This window comes from Alicyclobacillus pomorum DSM 14955, from assembly GCF_000472905.1.
GTDB classification, from domain to species: Bacteria; Bacillota; Bacilli; order Alicyclobacillales; family Alicyclobacillaceae; genus Alicyclobacillus_A; species Alicyclobacillus_A pomorum.
Genome location: NZ_AXAR01000001.1, coordinates 390,936 through 405,655, shown reverse-complemented (window position 1 = coordinate 405,655; position 14,720 = coordinate 390,936). Strand labels below are relative to the sequence as shown.

The 14,720-nt window shown below is 55.4% G+C and carries 14 protein-coding genes; 7 read left to right on the top strand and 7 right to left on the bottom strand.

The window, feature by feature from the left end; translation table 11 throughout:
• Positions 1–18: 18 nt before the first annotated feature.
• The 5 genes from YWK_RS22070 to YWK_RS0101855 all read left to right on the top strand — a co-directional run bounded on the left by YWK_RS22070 (position 19) and on the right by YWK_RS0101855 (position 3,616).
• Positions 19–486 (top strand): hypothetical protein, encoded by a 468-nt coding sequence (locus YWK_RS22070; RefSeq protein WP_026963452.1) that lies wholly within the window; start codon positions 19–21, stop codon positions 484–486.
• Positions 416–1,459 (top strand): UvrD-helicase domain-containing protein, encoded by a 1,044-nt coding sequence (locus tag YWK_RS0101865; RefSeq protein WP_169727119.1) that lies wholly within the window; start codon positions 416–418, stop codon positions 1,457–1,459. Before YWK_RS22070 ends, YWK_RS0101865 begins: the two co-directional genes overlap by 71 nt.
• Positions 1,351–1,704: an ATP-binding domain-containing protein gene (locus tag YWK_RS22780; protein WP_084453396.1), complete on the top strand. Its 354-nt coding sequence runs from the start codon at positions 1,351–1,353 to the stop codon at positions 1,702–1,704. Before YWK_RS0101865 ends, YWK_RS22780 begins: the two co-directional genes overlap by 109 nt.
• A 164-nt stretch (positions 1,705–1,868) precedes the next feature.
• Positions 1,869–2,669 (top strand): beta propeller repeat protein, encoded by an 801-nt coding sequence (locus YWK_RS0101860; RefSeq protein ID WP_026963450.1) that lies wholly within the window; start codon positions 1,869–1,871, stop codon positions 2,667–2,669.
• 185 nt (positions 2,670–2,854) lie between these two features.
• Complete coding sequence (locus YWK_RS0101855; protein WP_026963449.1) at positions 2,855–3,616, top strand: tRNA threonylcarbamoyladenosine dehydratase; 762 nt, start codon at positions 2,855–2,857, stop codon at positions 3,614–3,616.
• Positions 3,617–3,768: 152 nt separating this feature from the next.
• Here the strand turns inward: YWK_RS0101855 and yfmH are convergent, their stop codons facing one another.
• From yfmH to YWK_RS17840, 3 genes are all read right to left on the bottom strand, one after another.
• Positions 3,769–5,052, bottom strand: a complete 1,284-nt coding sequence (gene yfmH, locus YWK_RS0101850; RefSeq protein ID WP_026963448.1) for an EF-P 5-aminopentanol modification-associated protein YfmH — start codon at positions 5,050–5,052, stop codon at positions 3,769–3,771.
• Entirely contained in the window at positions 5,045–6,340 is a 1,296-nt protein-coding gene (gene yfmF / locus YWK_RS17845; RefSeq protein ID WP_035465683.1) for an EF-P 5-aminopentanol modification-associated protein YfmF, read from the bottom strand. Before yfmF ends, yfmH begins: the two co-directional genes overlap by 8 nt.
• Positions 6,341–6,567: 227 nt before the next feature.
• Entirely contained in the window at positions 6,568–6,846 is a 279-nt protein-coding gene (locus tag YWK_RS17840) for a hypothetical protein (protein WP_035465682.1), read from the bottom strand.
• Positions 6,847–7,317: 471 nt separating this feature from the next.
• Here YWK_RS17840 and YWK_RS0101835 point away from each other — a divergent pair, with 471 nt between their 5' ends.
• Positions 7,318–8,340, top strand: coding sequence for a phosphatase PAP2 family protein (locus tag YWK_RS0101835; RefSeq protein ID WP_026963447.1), 1,023 nt, complete (start codon positions 7,318–7,320; stop codon positions 8,338–8,340).
• Between the two features lie 94 nt (positions 8,341–8,434).
• A complete protein-coding gene (locus YWK_RS0101830) occupies positions 8,435–8,671 on the top strand; it encodes a ferredoxin family protein (RefSeq protein ID WP_026963446.1) in 237 nt (78 codons plus the stop codon).
• Positions 8,672–8,781: 110 nt separating this feature from the next.
• Here YWK_RS0101830 and YWK_RS17835 read toward each other — a convergent pair whose 3' ends face one another.
• From YWK_RS17835 to YWK_RS0101810, 4 genes are all read right to left on the bottom strand, one after another.
• Positions 8,782–10,047, bottom strand: coding sequence for an MFS transporter (locus YWK_RS17835; RefSeq protein ID WP_245578480.1), 1,266 nt, complete (start codon positions 10,045–10,047; stop codon positions 8,782–8,784).
• Complete coding sequence (locus tag YWK_RS0101820; RefSeq protein ID WP_026963445.1) at positions 10,035–10,517, bottom strand: hypothetical protein; 483 nt, start codon at positions 10,515–10,517, stop codon at positions 10,035–10,037. The genes YWK_RS17835 and YWK_RS0101820 overlap by 13 nt, the downstream gene beginning before the upstream one ends.
• Positions 10,518–10,681: 164 nt before the next feature.
• Positions 10,682–13,954 carry a fused isobutyryl-CoA mutase/GTPase IcmF gene (gene icmF / locus YWK_RS0101815; RefSeq protein WP_026963444.1) on the bottom strand — a complete coding sequence of 1,091 codons (3,273 nt, stop codon included), beginning with the start codon at positions 13,952–13,954 and terminating at the stop codon, positions 10,682–10,684.
• 94 nt (positions 13,955–14,048) lie between these two features.
• Complete coding sequence (locus tag YWK_RS0101810) at positions 14,049–14,681, bottom strand: TetR/AcrR family transcriptional regulator (RefSeq protein WP_026963443.1); 633 nt, start codon at positions 14,679–14,681, stop codon at positions 14,049–14,051.
• Between the last annotated feature and the right edge of the window lie 39 nt (positions 14,682–14,720).

Sequence of the window (14,720 nt, the reverse complement as noted above, 5' to 3'; positions counted from 1 at the left end):
AGAGAAAGGAGTGCGGTGATGGAATCCACTCATGGGTATGCTTACGAAGCTCGTAAACTGTCGGAGACGCTCACGGAGATTGATAGGCAACGTGAGAAACTGGACCGTCTGCCACGGTACTACGGCGAAGACCTCGTCGAACAGTCGTTGGACGCCATCCGCGAACAGCAGCGTACAAACTTGGCCATTGCAGCGCGAGAGCCTTACTTCGGGCGAATCGACTTTCAGCCTGATGAGGCTCCTGAACCCACTCCACTGTACATCGGCAAGGTCGGACTGCAAAAGGCGGATACGGGAGATGTGCTGGTGGCAGATTGGCGCGCGCCGGTCAGCAGTCTCTTCTATTCATTTACCGGTGCGACGGACACAGCACAATACGTCTCTCCAGAGGGTGTCGTCAGCGGCACCGGTAAAAGTGGCGGACCACAGCGAGATCCTGGAACAGTGGTTCCAGCCCAACGGAATGACAGACAACGCGCTGGTTGAGCAGATTCGATACCGCGGGTCCGTTCAGTTTGCTCGCGACCTCGACGCGTACTTGTCCGGATTTGAAGCGAACATGGTACCGGCTGCAGACTTTGACGCAGGCAGCCATCTGAGCGTCGATTCGGCGACCATTCGCGAGTGGTTCTCACACGAATACGCGCACTACCCACTGGCCCAACGCCGAGAGAGAATCCTCTCGCGCTTGAAACGCGTGATTGAAACAGAGGCCAAAGTACGGAAAAGCAAGGGGATTTCGTTTGACCGCAAGAAAGCCATGCAGCGGCTGAAGGCATATGAACGGCTGTGGCCGGACTGTCGGCCTCTGGAGGTCTACCGCGAAGCAGTGGTCGCCCTAGGAATTGCCGGCCCGTCAGAGGAGAACACGCGGTCGAAGCGGACACGGAAAGTCCATACGGGATACACCACCGTACGCCGCGAAGAATTGCCAGCCCTGGTCTACCTGCACACCCGCCTTCGCGGTAGCGACAGTTCGTACATGTTCGACCACGTGGTTATCGACGAAGCACAGGACTTTTCGCCATTTCAAGTGTGGGTGCTCAAAGCGTTCTGTCCTTCCAACTCGTTTACCATCCTCGGCGACACCGCCCAGAATATCTACTCGCTCTACGGAATTTCCGATTGGCAAGCGTTTTCGGACTTATTCGAGGGGAAATCTCAGAAATTTACGTTGGACAGAAGTTATCGGTCTACGGTGGAAATCATTGAGTTCGCCAATTCTGTACTCGCCGAGGCGTCCGTCCAAGAGACGCTGGCAAAGCCTGTGTTCCGCAGCGGCGAACCGGTCCTCGTACAGACCGTGCCCATCCGTGAACAACCGCGCGTCATCGCAGAGATGTTGTCCGCGTGGCGAGCGGCAGGGACGCAGTCTGCAGCCGTTGTCACGCGCACGCTGGCCGAAGGCAAACGCATGGCAGACCAACTGAACGCCCTCGGAATGGAGGCGCACCTCTGACTGGGCAAGACACCACGTACCACGGCGGCATCTCGGTTGCCCCTGTCCATCTGACCAAAGGTCTTGAATTTGACGGCGTCATCATATCTGGCGTCAGTGAAGACAATTATCGACGGCAATCGCTCGACGCCAAACTCCTCTACGTTGCGTGTACGCGTGCCATGCACAAACTCTGCATCCTCTGCGCAGAGCCACCCTCACAGCTTGTCCGCGGTGCGCGCAACACCACGGCCGCGGCCGAGTGAACAGCTCGTGACACGTAATCCTGCAACGTCGAATTGCGTCATGCGGGCACACAAAAGTGCGAAAGATGTAGAAACATTTTTCTCCTTTGCGCCAACGGTTTGACAGGGTTTTCCGAGTGTGTCTTTTATGCTGGTTCCAAACTCGCATTCGGAGGTAAATCGGCATGAATGCAAACTGGCAAAAGTCACTGGCTCGGCGAAACGCAGTCGGCTGGCTCGCGGTTGTGGCACTGCTGGCCGTCAGTTTGCAAGGGGCTACACTCATCTCGAATTGGAGCACCCACAGGCTGGGCGACGAAGTCGCGAACCCCAGTACCGTCGTGAAACAAGCAGATTCCGGCGTTTCTGCGACCTCTTTCTCGCCGGCTGCAGTGACTGCACAAAGCGACGCACCTCTGCCGAACGGACCCGCACCGGTGTATTGGACAGATGGGCAGCAAGTGTATCGGGCCGTGCACTTTATTTCCAAGTGGAACTCGAAAACATCGAGTTGGCAGCAGATCTCTCCGGATTTGACGGAGGCGGCAGTAGCCGGCTCCGAGGGATACCGCGTCGACGGGATCACGGCACTGTCAAAACTCGGATCCACCTGGTACGTCGGAACGCTCGCCGGCAGTCTCTCCGTCGGGGTAAACGGTCATTGGCAGGACAGGTCCTTCGGGTTGCCCAACCGCACCATCACTGCGATTGCCATCTGTCCGGACAAACCGGATGGGGACGCGGCTGTCGTCGGCTTCGACGGGTATTCCGCCGCCACACCAGACTTGCCAGGGCACGTGTACGAGACGTTTGACGGTGGCACACAGTGGACGGACATCAGCGGCAACCTGCCGGACGCGCCCGTGCAGTCGCTCCACTTTGTCGGCAGGCACGGCGCAAGTCAATTGGTGGCAAACGTACAGGGACAGTGGTACGCCATGGAACACAGAGGCCATTGGGTTCAGCGGAACGGGGCATCGGGGTGAGTGGAGCCGCACCACGGCCCGGCCGCCCCTCCGCTCGCGCATAACCCAGCAAAGACAAACGCATGTTGAATCATGCAGGCTCCCACGCAAGCCGCCGCACGAGTATGGATTGTCCGAGACAATTCCGTATAATGTGCGTATGCGGCCTCTTGCCGTGAACTCCGACAAGACAGGAAGTGTTGGCGATTTTAACGCAGTTTTCTCGAACCGAACTCGTCTTTGGCAAAGAAGGCGTTGAAAAACTGAAAACCAAAACGGTCGCAGTCCTTGGAGCAGGCGGCGTTGGCTCGTTCGCAATGGAAGCGCTCGCCCGAACGGGCATTGGACGGCTCATCCTGATTGACAAAGATGTGGTGGACATTACCAACGTGAATCGGCAGATTCCTGCGCTGGTGACCACCATCGGTCGACCGAAGGTTGAAGTCATGAAAGAGCGCATTGCCCAAATCAATCCGGATTGTGAAGTCATCGCGCTGCAAACGTTCTTTCTCGAAGACACCAAAGAACAGCTGTTTCAGTTTCCGCTGGACTACGTCGTAGACGCGATTGACATTGTCACGGCGAAAATTCTCCTCATCAAAGAGTGTGTCCAGCGAAACATTCCCATCGTGTCCAGCATGGGCGCAGCCAACAAGCTGGACCCAACCCGTTTTCGTGTCATGGACTTGTCACAGACGCGCATTGATCCCATCGCAAAGGTGTTGCGCCGAGAGTTGAAAAAATACGGCATCACCAAAGGGGTCAAAACGGTGTGCTCGACGGAGCGCCCGCGCACGCCCAGGGAAGACGTGCGGCAGCAAATTGTCTCACCGGAAGTGGAGGCTACGTCGAAGGTGCGCAAAGCGAAGATGCCGCCGGCCAGCACCGCTTACGTGCCGTCCGTCGCAGGGCTCATTCTGGCCAGTGTCGTCATTCACGACCTCACAGGCGTATACCCGGAAGATTAATGGAGAACTGCCCACGCAGCGCACAGCTGCACCTTCACTACCCGCGTTGAGGCACAACTTCAGAATGTCACCTCACAAAAACAATGACGTGCTCGCAGTGGAAGCCTGCAGCACGTCACTTGTTCTGTCATGCGATTTGATGGTTCCCCAATTTACTTCGGCAACACCATGGATACCGACCGTTGCTCAGGCACAAAGTGCTCGCGCAGTCGCTGATTTGCCTGCTCCAACGTAATCCGTTCCAGCACGTCCGCCGTCTCAAACATGTCCGCCCCGCGGAGCGCGTAACTCACAAATGCGCGTGCAACATAGTTGGGATTGTCCACGGACGTAATGAAGCGCCCGATGGCCTTGCGCCGACTGCGTTCGAAGTCCTCCTCGGACACGCCGCGTTGTTGTGCCTCGGTCAACAGGGTCTGAACCGTCTGCACGAGGCGCTGCGGATTGGGTGTATTCCCCCCGACAACGGAGTATCCGTAGGTAGGGGCACATTCGTACTCCCAGGAAAAATTCTGGTCAATCAGGTTCTCGTCAATCAATCGGTGGTAAAAGTCGCTGCTTCGTCCGAACAACGCGTCGAGCAGAACGCCCGTTAGGATTTCCTGCTCCAATTGCTCCGGACCCGTCAAGCCGGTCTTTGCGTCCTTCCAACCGATAAAGCAGCGCGGTTGACTGACGCCGAGCTTCGCCGTGACTTCTGGTGCATCCACCTGGGGAGGTTCCTCAGGAAAAATTCTCTCTACGACAGGTGCGGGTCCGAACTGCTTCTTGGCTTGGTTCTCCCGGATCCACTGCAACATGGCCTTTGGTTCAAATCCGCCAACCGCAAAGAACACCATATTGGACGGATGGTAGAACGTTTTATGGCACTGGTACAATGTATCGGGGTCTATCTTCGCGATGGACTCCACCGTACCCGCGATAGGCACCTGCACTGGATGCTCCTTGTACATGGCTTGCAGTAAGTTGAAGAACACCAGCCAATCCGGATTGTCATCGTACATCCGTATTTCCTGGCCAATGATTCCCTTTTCCTTTTCCACGCTTCGCTCGGAAAACCACGGATCCTGGACAAAGTCGAGCAACACCTCGGTGTTTTTCGCCACGTCGTCTGTGCAGGAAAACAAGTACGTCGTCAGGTCAAACGTCGTAAACGCGTTGGCTGAAGCGCCGTGTTTTGCAAACTCTGGAAATACGTCGCCGTGTTCCTTTTCAAACATTTTGTGTTCCAGAAAGTGCGCAATCCCGTCTGGAACCGTCGTGGGCTCAGCGGCTCCTTGCAATTTGAACGTCCTGTCAATCGACCCATACCGGGTCGTGAACGTGGCGAACGTTTGTTGAAATCCAGGTTTGGGCAGCAAATACACGACGAGCCCGTTGTCCAGTTTGTCCTGGATAAGGGTCTGGTGAAGTCTGTCATAGGAGATTTCACGCACTCGCGTTCACCTCCTGATTGTTCAAAAAGTAGACGGTATCCAATTCCAGTGTCTGGGCGGCGCGAACCACGTCTTCTTTGCCCACCGCAGAAATCTGGTCGAGCAAGTCTTCAACACTTCGGTGAATTCCTGCCAACACGCCACTGAAATGGATCTCCGTCAACGACATCGGCTGGTCCAACACTTGTCGATACTGGTTACGCAAGCCGCGCAGCGTGAAGTCGAGTTCCTCGTCGGTCACGTCACCCGCCTTCAGCGCTTCCACTTGCCGTAAAATGATGTCGTACGCTTGCGCCTTATTCCCCACTTCGATGCCCGTCTGTACTGCGACGATACCAGTGAGGCCATCCAGGCGACTGGAGGCGTAATACGCCAAGCTGGCCTTTTCGCGAACGTTCATGAACAGCTTGGAGTGAGGAAACCCCCCAAGGATTCCGTTTGCCACGAGTAAAGGTAAGTACTCAGCATCGCCGTAGGAAACGCCTGTGCGGAACCCTAGGTTCAGCTTTCCTTGTTGCACGGACTCGGACTCCACCACTTCTCTGGTGTCCCCGTTGCGGATTGCGAGCGCGCGAACCGGCTTCGTGTCAGGGGCATTACCTTGTCCAAACGCCTGGTGAAGCTTCCCCATCATGCGTTGCAAGGTCGCCTGAACGTCCTGCACGTGCCCCACCACGTACATGTGGACGTCGCATGTGGCGAGGATTTCCTGGTACACTTGCCACAACCTATCCTTGTCGACCTTACGCAGATCTTCGATATACCCCAGGCGCGCCAGACCTTCCGGCTGTCCCTGGCACATCTCCTCCAGGCAACGCTCCATGGCGTATGTAATTTTGTCGTCGAACACACTTTGAATCCGCCGCTCGTGCAGACCCCGTTCGCGCTCCACGTGCTCGGGAAGAAAGCCGCGGTCGCCCAGCGCAGGGTCCGAAGCGATTTGCAGCAACAAGTCCTCCAGTTTCTCAATCACCTCTTTGGCACCGGTTACAGTGCCTTCTTCGGGAGCACTTGCCTGCACTTCTAGTACGTGTCGATTTCCTCGTTTGTTGATAAAGGTGCGAACAGAGGCGCCAAACAACTCATCTGCGTAGCGCGTGATTTCCAATGCAGACGGGTGCTGCGCGGTACCCTCCATCCACAGGTACGGCAGCATGGCACTTTCAGTGACGGTTTCACGTTGGACAGGACGCGACAGCTTCAACGCGAGATGGCGTGTACGAAACTTGTCCGTCGCAAGTACGTGAACGGAGAACCGCCCCTCTTTATGCGTTACGAAATTGGCCAAACTAGGCACCCCAATCTTTTCCCACGAGTGGGCAATGTACGACACACACGGTCGCTATCACATAGAAAAGAGGCACAGTGCCTCTTTTCATTTACAATCCAGTATGATCGATTCGAGGCGTGTTTATCAACCTTAGTGTTTTGCAATACGCCGCTGAGCTAGGTTGCGTATCACTTGCATGTCACTTTTGCAGAGCGCCGGGCTCGAACAACGCGGAGTCTCTTTTTCTAACCGTGAGACGTTCGGCGTCGGAGCATCGTGCGAGCGGCAGCCTGTGCAAGCTCAAAATCCAGCTTCGTAATGACTTGCGCGTCACGGATCCACCGTTGCACCTCGCTGTCAATTCGAGGCGCGACGTACTTTGGTGAACCGTGACGCGCAATCAATTCCTGTTTCGTTGTTTGGTGGCGTGCGACGCAGTGGACATTTGTAAGCGCCTCCATTAACTCTCCGCACACTGGACATTGGAACAACGAAATCCCTTCCTTCTCTTTTTTTCCATTCATATGGCGGGATAGTGCTCCGTATGCGGTCTGGACGGGGAAAGTATTTTCACACAACATCGTTGATTGGGGGAGGAGGTGGGTCCTACCGCCCTACCCCGAGACAAGGCGGACGAACCCAGATTCCCCTATATAAACACCCTCTCGGGCGGGTGAGCACCGTGCCGGCAACCACGTCACACGTCATTCTATGAGCATATGGGCCGATGTGTTCACGGCAGAGTCATCCCCCTTCCTTTCGCCGAGAACGGGAGTACATGGAGGAATCTTGAGACATAGGTTGGTGGCGCTGCAAAACTTTTTGCGGTCCACTACGACTAGGGTTTGTGCAAATGCGGGGAGACTGGAACGAGTGGCCGCAATGGCTTTCCAGCGGCGCACAAACGATTTACAATCAAAGTTGGACGATTTTGAACGTCCGGGGGAATATTGGGTGTAACCGGACTTACTCCATACATACGAGAGGAGTTCACCATGCGGGTGCGTTGGGTTCGCCAGTGCGTACAGTCCATATATAGACTGGAATTGTACGAAATACTCGGTATCGCCGTATCCGCTTTGGCGATAGCGGTCTTCTTCGTATTTGCGAAGCGGTTGGATGAGATTATCGGGATCAGCGACTACCACTGGAAAGTGGCAAACGCTGTCGTGGGAATGTACCAGAACCTCTTCACCTGGCTGTTTACGGGTGCGTTTATGCTGCTGTTACTTTTGCTGGCGCTCTTACGCAAACAGAACCATCAGCTTCTGCGCAAGTTAGCTTACCTCATTCGCGTACTGTTGGCGTTTTGTACAATGCTGGCTATTTATAAGATTGTCAACTTCTACATCTCGGTGTTCAACCCGTTTGACCGAGACATCGCGTTGCAGCGCATAGACAGAGCGTTGTTCTTCGGAAAACTTCCTGCCGAGTGGTTCAGCTATATCACGTGCAAACCGTTGACGGACCTTTTTAGCGCAGCGTACATGTCCTGGTTTGTCTTGACCTACAGCACCATCCTTGTCATGATGACGCACAGCCGTAAAGCGGTGGTGGAATTTGTCTTCACCGCCATGTCCACCTTTTACATCGGCTACTTGACCTACATCATGGTTCCGGCCATTGGCCCTATTTTCACCGTGCAATTCGCGCACCCCATCGGGGGGATCTCCAGCGTGTTTACGCACGACCAGGTGCTGGTGGAACGGGATTGCTTCCCTAGCCTTCACACCGGTATATCCCTGGTCATGCTGATCTCGGTGTGGCGGTATCGGCGCAAGTGGATGTGGCTGTACGCTCCGCTGGTCACCTTGATCATCTGCTCTACCATGTACCTGCGGTTCCACTACGGCATCGACGTGATTGCCGGCGGCGCCCTGGCTGTTGCCATGACGCAGCTGTGCCCTCTGGCCGTCCGCTGGTGGGAAGCGAAGCGAGCGTCACATCTCGACTTTGCTTCATCAGACGCCGCCGCGCCGGCCGCGGACGGGCACAGTAGCGTTTCGGAACTGGCTTGACCCCGTGCCGTCCACACCGTGGTTGAAATGGGGTAGGTGGTGTTATATCATTGATCTAGTATCGTAACTTAACATGTTTGAGGAGGAGTCCTACGTGGCATTTGTAATCACCTCGCCATGTATCGGCGAAAAAGCCGCTGACTGTGTTGAAACTTGCCCCGTTGACGCAATCCACGAAGGCGAAGATCAATACTACATTGATCCAGATTTGTGCATTGATTGTGGTGCATGCGAGGCGGTTTGCCCTGTCTCCGCCATTTACATGGAAGATTTTGTGCCAGAGGAAGAAAAAGAGTTTATTCAAAAGAACCGCGATTTCTTCCGGAAGTAATCTGAGATTTTGCAATACGCTGCAAATGTTGCGTAGGGATAGAAAACGGGAACTTGTCCCCAAGTTCCCGTTTTGTCTTTCCCGAGGATTTCCCGATAAGCGACCAAGTTCTACGAACCTCTGACCTTACGGTGAACCGCGTATAGGTGCCCGGTGTTTTCCATGGGCGTTCGCTCCCTTTGCCCGAGGTAAATCAACCACCAGGTGATGAGCTGCACAAACCCCAACCCCACCGCAAACGTGCCAATCGTTCTCGCAGTGGGACTGATGGTCACCAGCGCGATGAACAGCGAAATTCCAACCACTCTACCGACGTTTTCAAAGACTTCCCGCATGATGATGTACTCCATATGGTGTTCTTTGGCGTTGGGCAACTGGCTGATGGTGTCGAAGACAAAGCCCTGAAGCGGAACCAAAAACAACGGTAAGGCGACAGAAATCAACGCACCGTACCACACCAAAGAACTGGCTCGAACGGGCAGTAGGAACAGGAGCGCGGTCAACGCCATGCAAATCGAACCCGTACCAAGAAACCACAGCCGTCGGCGCGCTGAAAGCAGCCGACTAACCGTGTAGAATGACACGAACGACAGCGCACTCTGTAGAAGCACGAATTCGCCCAGTTTGAGTTCACTTCCGGTGGCTATGTACATCAACAGCGCGATGAGGAACAGGAACACCCCTTCACGCAGTCCATACACGGAACAACCAAACAGAATCATTCGCCACGGTCGCACCCGGAACGACTCGCGCACGACCGTGAGAGACAGATTACCTACAACCCCTTTGGCCCGAAGCTTGGCGCTGAGTACCGTTGCCAACGCAAACAGTGCTAGAGACAGTCCGAAGATCCAATGGTAACCTGACAGTCCACCCCACCGGTCTTCTTGGGAGATCAGGTACCCAGCCACAGGTGGCGCGACGATGCCAGCAACGGCCCCCATGACGCCGTTGAGTCCGTAGAACCGATCTCTCGACCCACTCTCGGTAAATCGCAAGCTCAACTCGTTGAACGAACACCAGTAAAAACCGCCCGCCAGCCCCATGATGGCACCTAACAGAGTCGGCCAGCGCGCAACCCAAGTGCCGCCTATCAAAGCGGTCAAATAGAAGACGCCGTGTAGGCAGATGCCGATACGCAACGTCAATACACTGTGAACTCTTTTGGCAATCCACCCCGCCAGCACGAATGTGACAGGCATCACACAGTACACAGCCAGGTTGTACCAGCCAATCGCGCCGTAGCTCTTATCGACTTTCCACAGGTATACGTTGACAAACGTATTGGACAACGACACAGACAACGCGAAGATCCCGCTGATGACTAGAAGCCAACGCGCACGCCCTGCAAACGGCTCGCGTGTCAGAACCACCACCTCCAATGAACAGGGTTGTCTCCGCCAAGATGCCGGGAGATAAAAGCAGAAGCCGAAGAATCCGGTCGGAAGAAACGGCTGTGTACGGGTTCGTAGAGAAGGCCGGTGCTCGTAATGTAGAACCTTCGGTCAACTACACCCGCGCGTTTGTAAAACACAAGGACGTGTTGCAACGGATCTCGCGCCGTGTTTTGCAACGTGGCGTCGTTGATTCCGGTGGCCAGCTTTACAAACGTCGGCTTGTCCAGATTCGTGACGGTCAGGACCGGGTTGTCCGTCGTCAATCCCTTGTAAAGGACCACACGGATGTCGGTCTTGGGGTCCACCGGACAAACCGCCGACAGTCGGACGGCAGAGTTTGCCAAGCTTACGGTGTGTTTCCCGTGTGGAAATCCAGCAATCGTGGAGGTTAGACACAGTAGCACAGCGCACAACGCCACCCCGAGCTGCGTACACTCCTTGTGTCTCATGGTGTCCCTCCTTCCGATTTGCGTTCCCATACCGCGTACGGATCAACACACCACGGCTGGTTCTTCGCGCAGTAGTGTGCCCGAAAAAGCCGCCTTGAATCACGTGTTCTAGACATGAAAACGGCGCCAGGAGTCTCCTGGCGCCGTTTTTGACCAGCGCTGGATTACATATTGCGACGGTACTTGCCACCGACTTCGTACAATGCGTGCGTAATCTGACCCAGGCTCGCCACCTTCACCGTTTCCATCAGCTCGGCAAAGATGTTTTCACCGCGCTGCGCAACCTGTTGCAGTCGCTTCAAAGCAGCCGGTGCTTCTTCCTTGTGCGCTTCCTGGAACCGTTTGAGGTTTTGAATCTGTTGCTGCTTTTCCTCTTGCGTGGCACGTGCAAGTTCCAGCTTGGGCGGTTGATAGTCGGGTGCCAGCGTCTTGGGATTGATGAACGTGTTGACACCGATAATCGGCAACTGCCCAGAGTGCTTGAGTTCTTCGTAGTAGAGCGACTCTTCTTGGATCTTGCTGCGCTGATACTGCGTCTCCATTGCGCCGAGCACACCGCCTCGGTCGTTGATGCGCATGAACTCCTGCATCACCGCTTCTTCCACGAGGTCGGTCAATTCGTCGATGATGAAGGCGCCTTGTAGCGGGTTTTCGTTTTTCGCCAGTCCAAACTCCCGGTTGATAATCATCTGGATGGCCATCGCGCGCCGCACAGATTCTTCCGTGGGCGTGGTAATCGCTTCGTCGTAGGCATTGGTGTGCAGCGAGTTGCAGTTGTCGTAAATGGCAATGAGTGCCTGCAGAGTCGTTCGAATGTCGTTGAAGTCAATCTCCTGCGCGTGCAATGACCGACCGGACGTCTGAACGTGGTACTTCAACTTCTGGCTGCGCTCATTCGCTCCGTATTTGTCCCGCATCACGACGGCCCAGATACGCCGCGCCACGCGGCCAATGACCGTATACTCCGGATCCATGCCATTGCTGAAGAAGAACGACAGGTTCGGTGCAAAGTCGTCAATGTGCATACCACGACTCAGGTAATACTCCACGTAGGTAAACGCGTTGGCCAGCGTGAACGCCAACTGCGAAATGGGGTTGGCACCCGCTTCCGCGATATGGTAGCCGCTGATGCTGACGGAGTAGTAGTTCCTGACCTTGTGGTCGATGAAATACTGCTGGATGTCCCCCATCATGCGCAAAGCGAATTCCGTGGAGAAAATGCACGTGTTCTGACCTTGATCTTCCTTCAAGATGTCCGCCTGCACGGTGCCGCGAACCGTTTGCAACGTCCTCTCCTTGATTTCCTCGTACTCCGCGGACGTCGGCTGGCGCCCCGTGCTCTCCACAAACTTCTCAACTTGCTGGTCTATCGCAGTATTCAAAAACATTGCAAGAAGAATTGGCGCAGGTCCATTGATGGTCATGGACACGCTCGTTGTCGGCGCGCACAAATCGAAACCCGCATAGAGCTTCTTCATGTCGTCGAGCGTGCAGACGTTGACACCGCTTTCCCCAATTTTTCCGTAGATGTCCGGCCGAGTATCCGGATCTTCGCCGTACAGTGTGACGCTGTCAAACGCCGTGGAGAGGCGCTTTGCAGTGTCGTTTTGGGAAAGGTAGTGGAAGCGGCGATTGGTCCGTTCCGGCGTCCCTTCTCCCGCGAATTGCCGCTTGGGTTCTTCCTCGGTGCGTTTGAACGGAAACACGCCCGCTGTGTACGGGAACTCGCCCGGTACATTCTCCGTGAGCGACCACTTGACGATTTCGCCCCAATCTTCATAATTCGGCAGGCACACTTTCGGGATGCGCGTCCCGGAAAGAGACCTTGTGTACAACGACGTGCGGATTTCCTTGTCGCGAATTTTGGTGACAAATTCGTCCGCGCGGTAGCGTGACTTTTTCTCCATCCACCCTTCAATGATGCGCTGCACATCGTAGTCCAGTTGTACCCAAGTGTCCTGATACACCTTCTCCAACACTGCGGTCACGTCTGCTCCTGGACTGGATTCCTGAACCACTGTCATGGCGCCCTTCAGTTGGTACGCCTTCCGCGCAAGGGATACCTGCTTGGCCACCCGCTGCTTGTAGTTGCGTACGGTGTTCACGATGTCTCTTAAGTATTGCTCCCGGTCGCCAGGAATGATGGCCCGTTTCCGATCCGCCGCCTGACCTACCTCGAGCTGGCTTTGCCAATCCGTACCGCATTTCTGATTCACGGTGTCAATCAGAGCTTTGTACAGAACGTTCGTGCCTGGGTCGTTGAATTGGCTTGCAATGGTCCCGTAGACGGGCATTTCGTCAACGCTCTTCTGGAAGGCGTTGCGACTCCGCTGCACCTGCTTTTTGACATACCGGAGCGCGTCTTCGGAACCGCGCCGGTCAAACTTGTTGATGGCCACCAGATCTGCGTAGTCGAGCATGTCAATCTTCTCGAGCTGAGACGGTGCTCCATACTCTGCCGTCATGACGTAGAGCGACACGTCCGCGACAGAAACGACGTCAGCATCGCCCTGACCAATCCCACTGGTTTCAACGACAATCAGGTCAAACCCCGCCGCCTTTGCAATGAGAATCGCGTCCTTGGTCGCTGCAGACAGCTCGCTCCTCGCCGACCGGGTCGCCAAACTCCGCATGTACACGCGAGGATTGTGAACGGCGTTCATGCGAATACGGTCTCCGAGCAGTGCGCCTCCCGTTTTCTGTTTCGATGGATCAATCGAAAAAATAGCTATCGTCTTGTCCGGAAAATCGCTTAAATACCTCCGCACCAGTTCATCCGTCAAGGACGATTTGCCAGCTCCACCGGTTCCGGTGATTCCGACGACAGGGACGTTCTTGGCGCGTTCGCGAAGTACGGAGATGACGTTTTCATATCCCTCCGAGTCGGTCTGGCCCGCTTGTTCCACATACGTCACGAGTCGCGCGATGGCGTGCGGTGCCTGGGTAGACAACTGCTGCAACGCGGATTCCACGTTACTCTCCAGGGCACGGTCACAGACCCGCACCATGTAGTTGATGATGCCTTGCAGTCCGAGGCGGCGGCCATCATCCGGGGAGAAAATCTTGGTGATTCCATACGCCTCCAACTCTGCGATTTCTTCAGGGACAATGACGCCGCCCCCACCACCGAAGATGTGAATGTGAGAAGCGCCCTTCTCTTGCAGCAGGTCGTACATGTACTTGAAAAATTCGACGTGGCCGCCTTGATAGGAACTCACAGCAATGCCGTGCGCATCCTCCTGAATGGCAGCGCTTACAATCTCTTCGACAGAACGGTTGTGCCCGAGATGAATGACTTCTACGCCGGTCCCTTGAAGAATGCGACGCATAATGTTGATGGCAGCGTCGTGACCGTCAAACAGGCTGGATGCCGTGACAAAGCGCACTGGATGGACCGGTTTGTAAGGTTCTTTCTCCTGTGTTTCCGCCCAATTGATGCTCGTGGCGTTTGCAACGGCCTCATGCTCGGGCTGTACAGCGGTCTGGTCATGTATGGGAGTTGACACGTCGCGCATACCTCCTATCCTTCCGTCACTCCAGAGGCGCGTCAACCGCGCCACTGGCGGACATCAATATCGATGTTTGCAGCTCTGCAAACTGTTCAAACGAAACGTCTTTCAGCGCCCAGCGGTGGAACGCCCACATTTGCCCCATCACCACGATGTTGTGAGCGAGCAGAGGAATCCGTTCACAGGACACCTTCAATGTCCCGTCCTTGACGCCTTCTTGCAACAGGTGCTCAAACATCTCCACAATGCGCTGTTCCTGCCGCAGCACCTCGCGTAGGTAAGGCCGGGGCAACGACTTCGCCTCCTGGTAAATGAGGAGCACGTCGGCCTGCATCCGTTGCATGACGGCAAACAGCCCTTCAATCGCGCGCCGGAGTTTGGCCGCACCGGAATCAGCGTCCGTCAGATGGATGTCCAGCTGCCGCGCAATCTCGTTGTGGATGTGCTGGCAGACGAGAAACAGGATGTCTTCCTTGGAGTTCACGTACTCGTAGAGCGCACCGTTGGACAATCCGCTCGCCTTGGCAATTTCGCGCGTCGTCGTCTTGTGAAAACCCTTCTCGGAGAAAAGGCGAACCGCCGCCTCCACAATTTGCTGACGTCGTTCGCGAATCCTCTCTGGGTCCTTCACATTACTGCCAATCTGTACGCCCACTCCCCTGCCTCCTTCCGACTGAGCGCTCGCTCAGTTTCA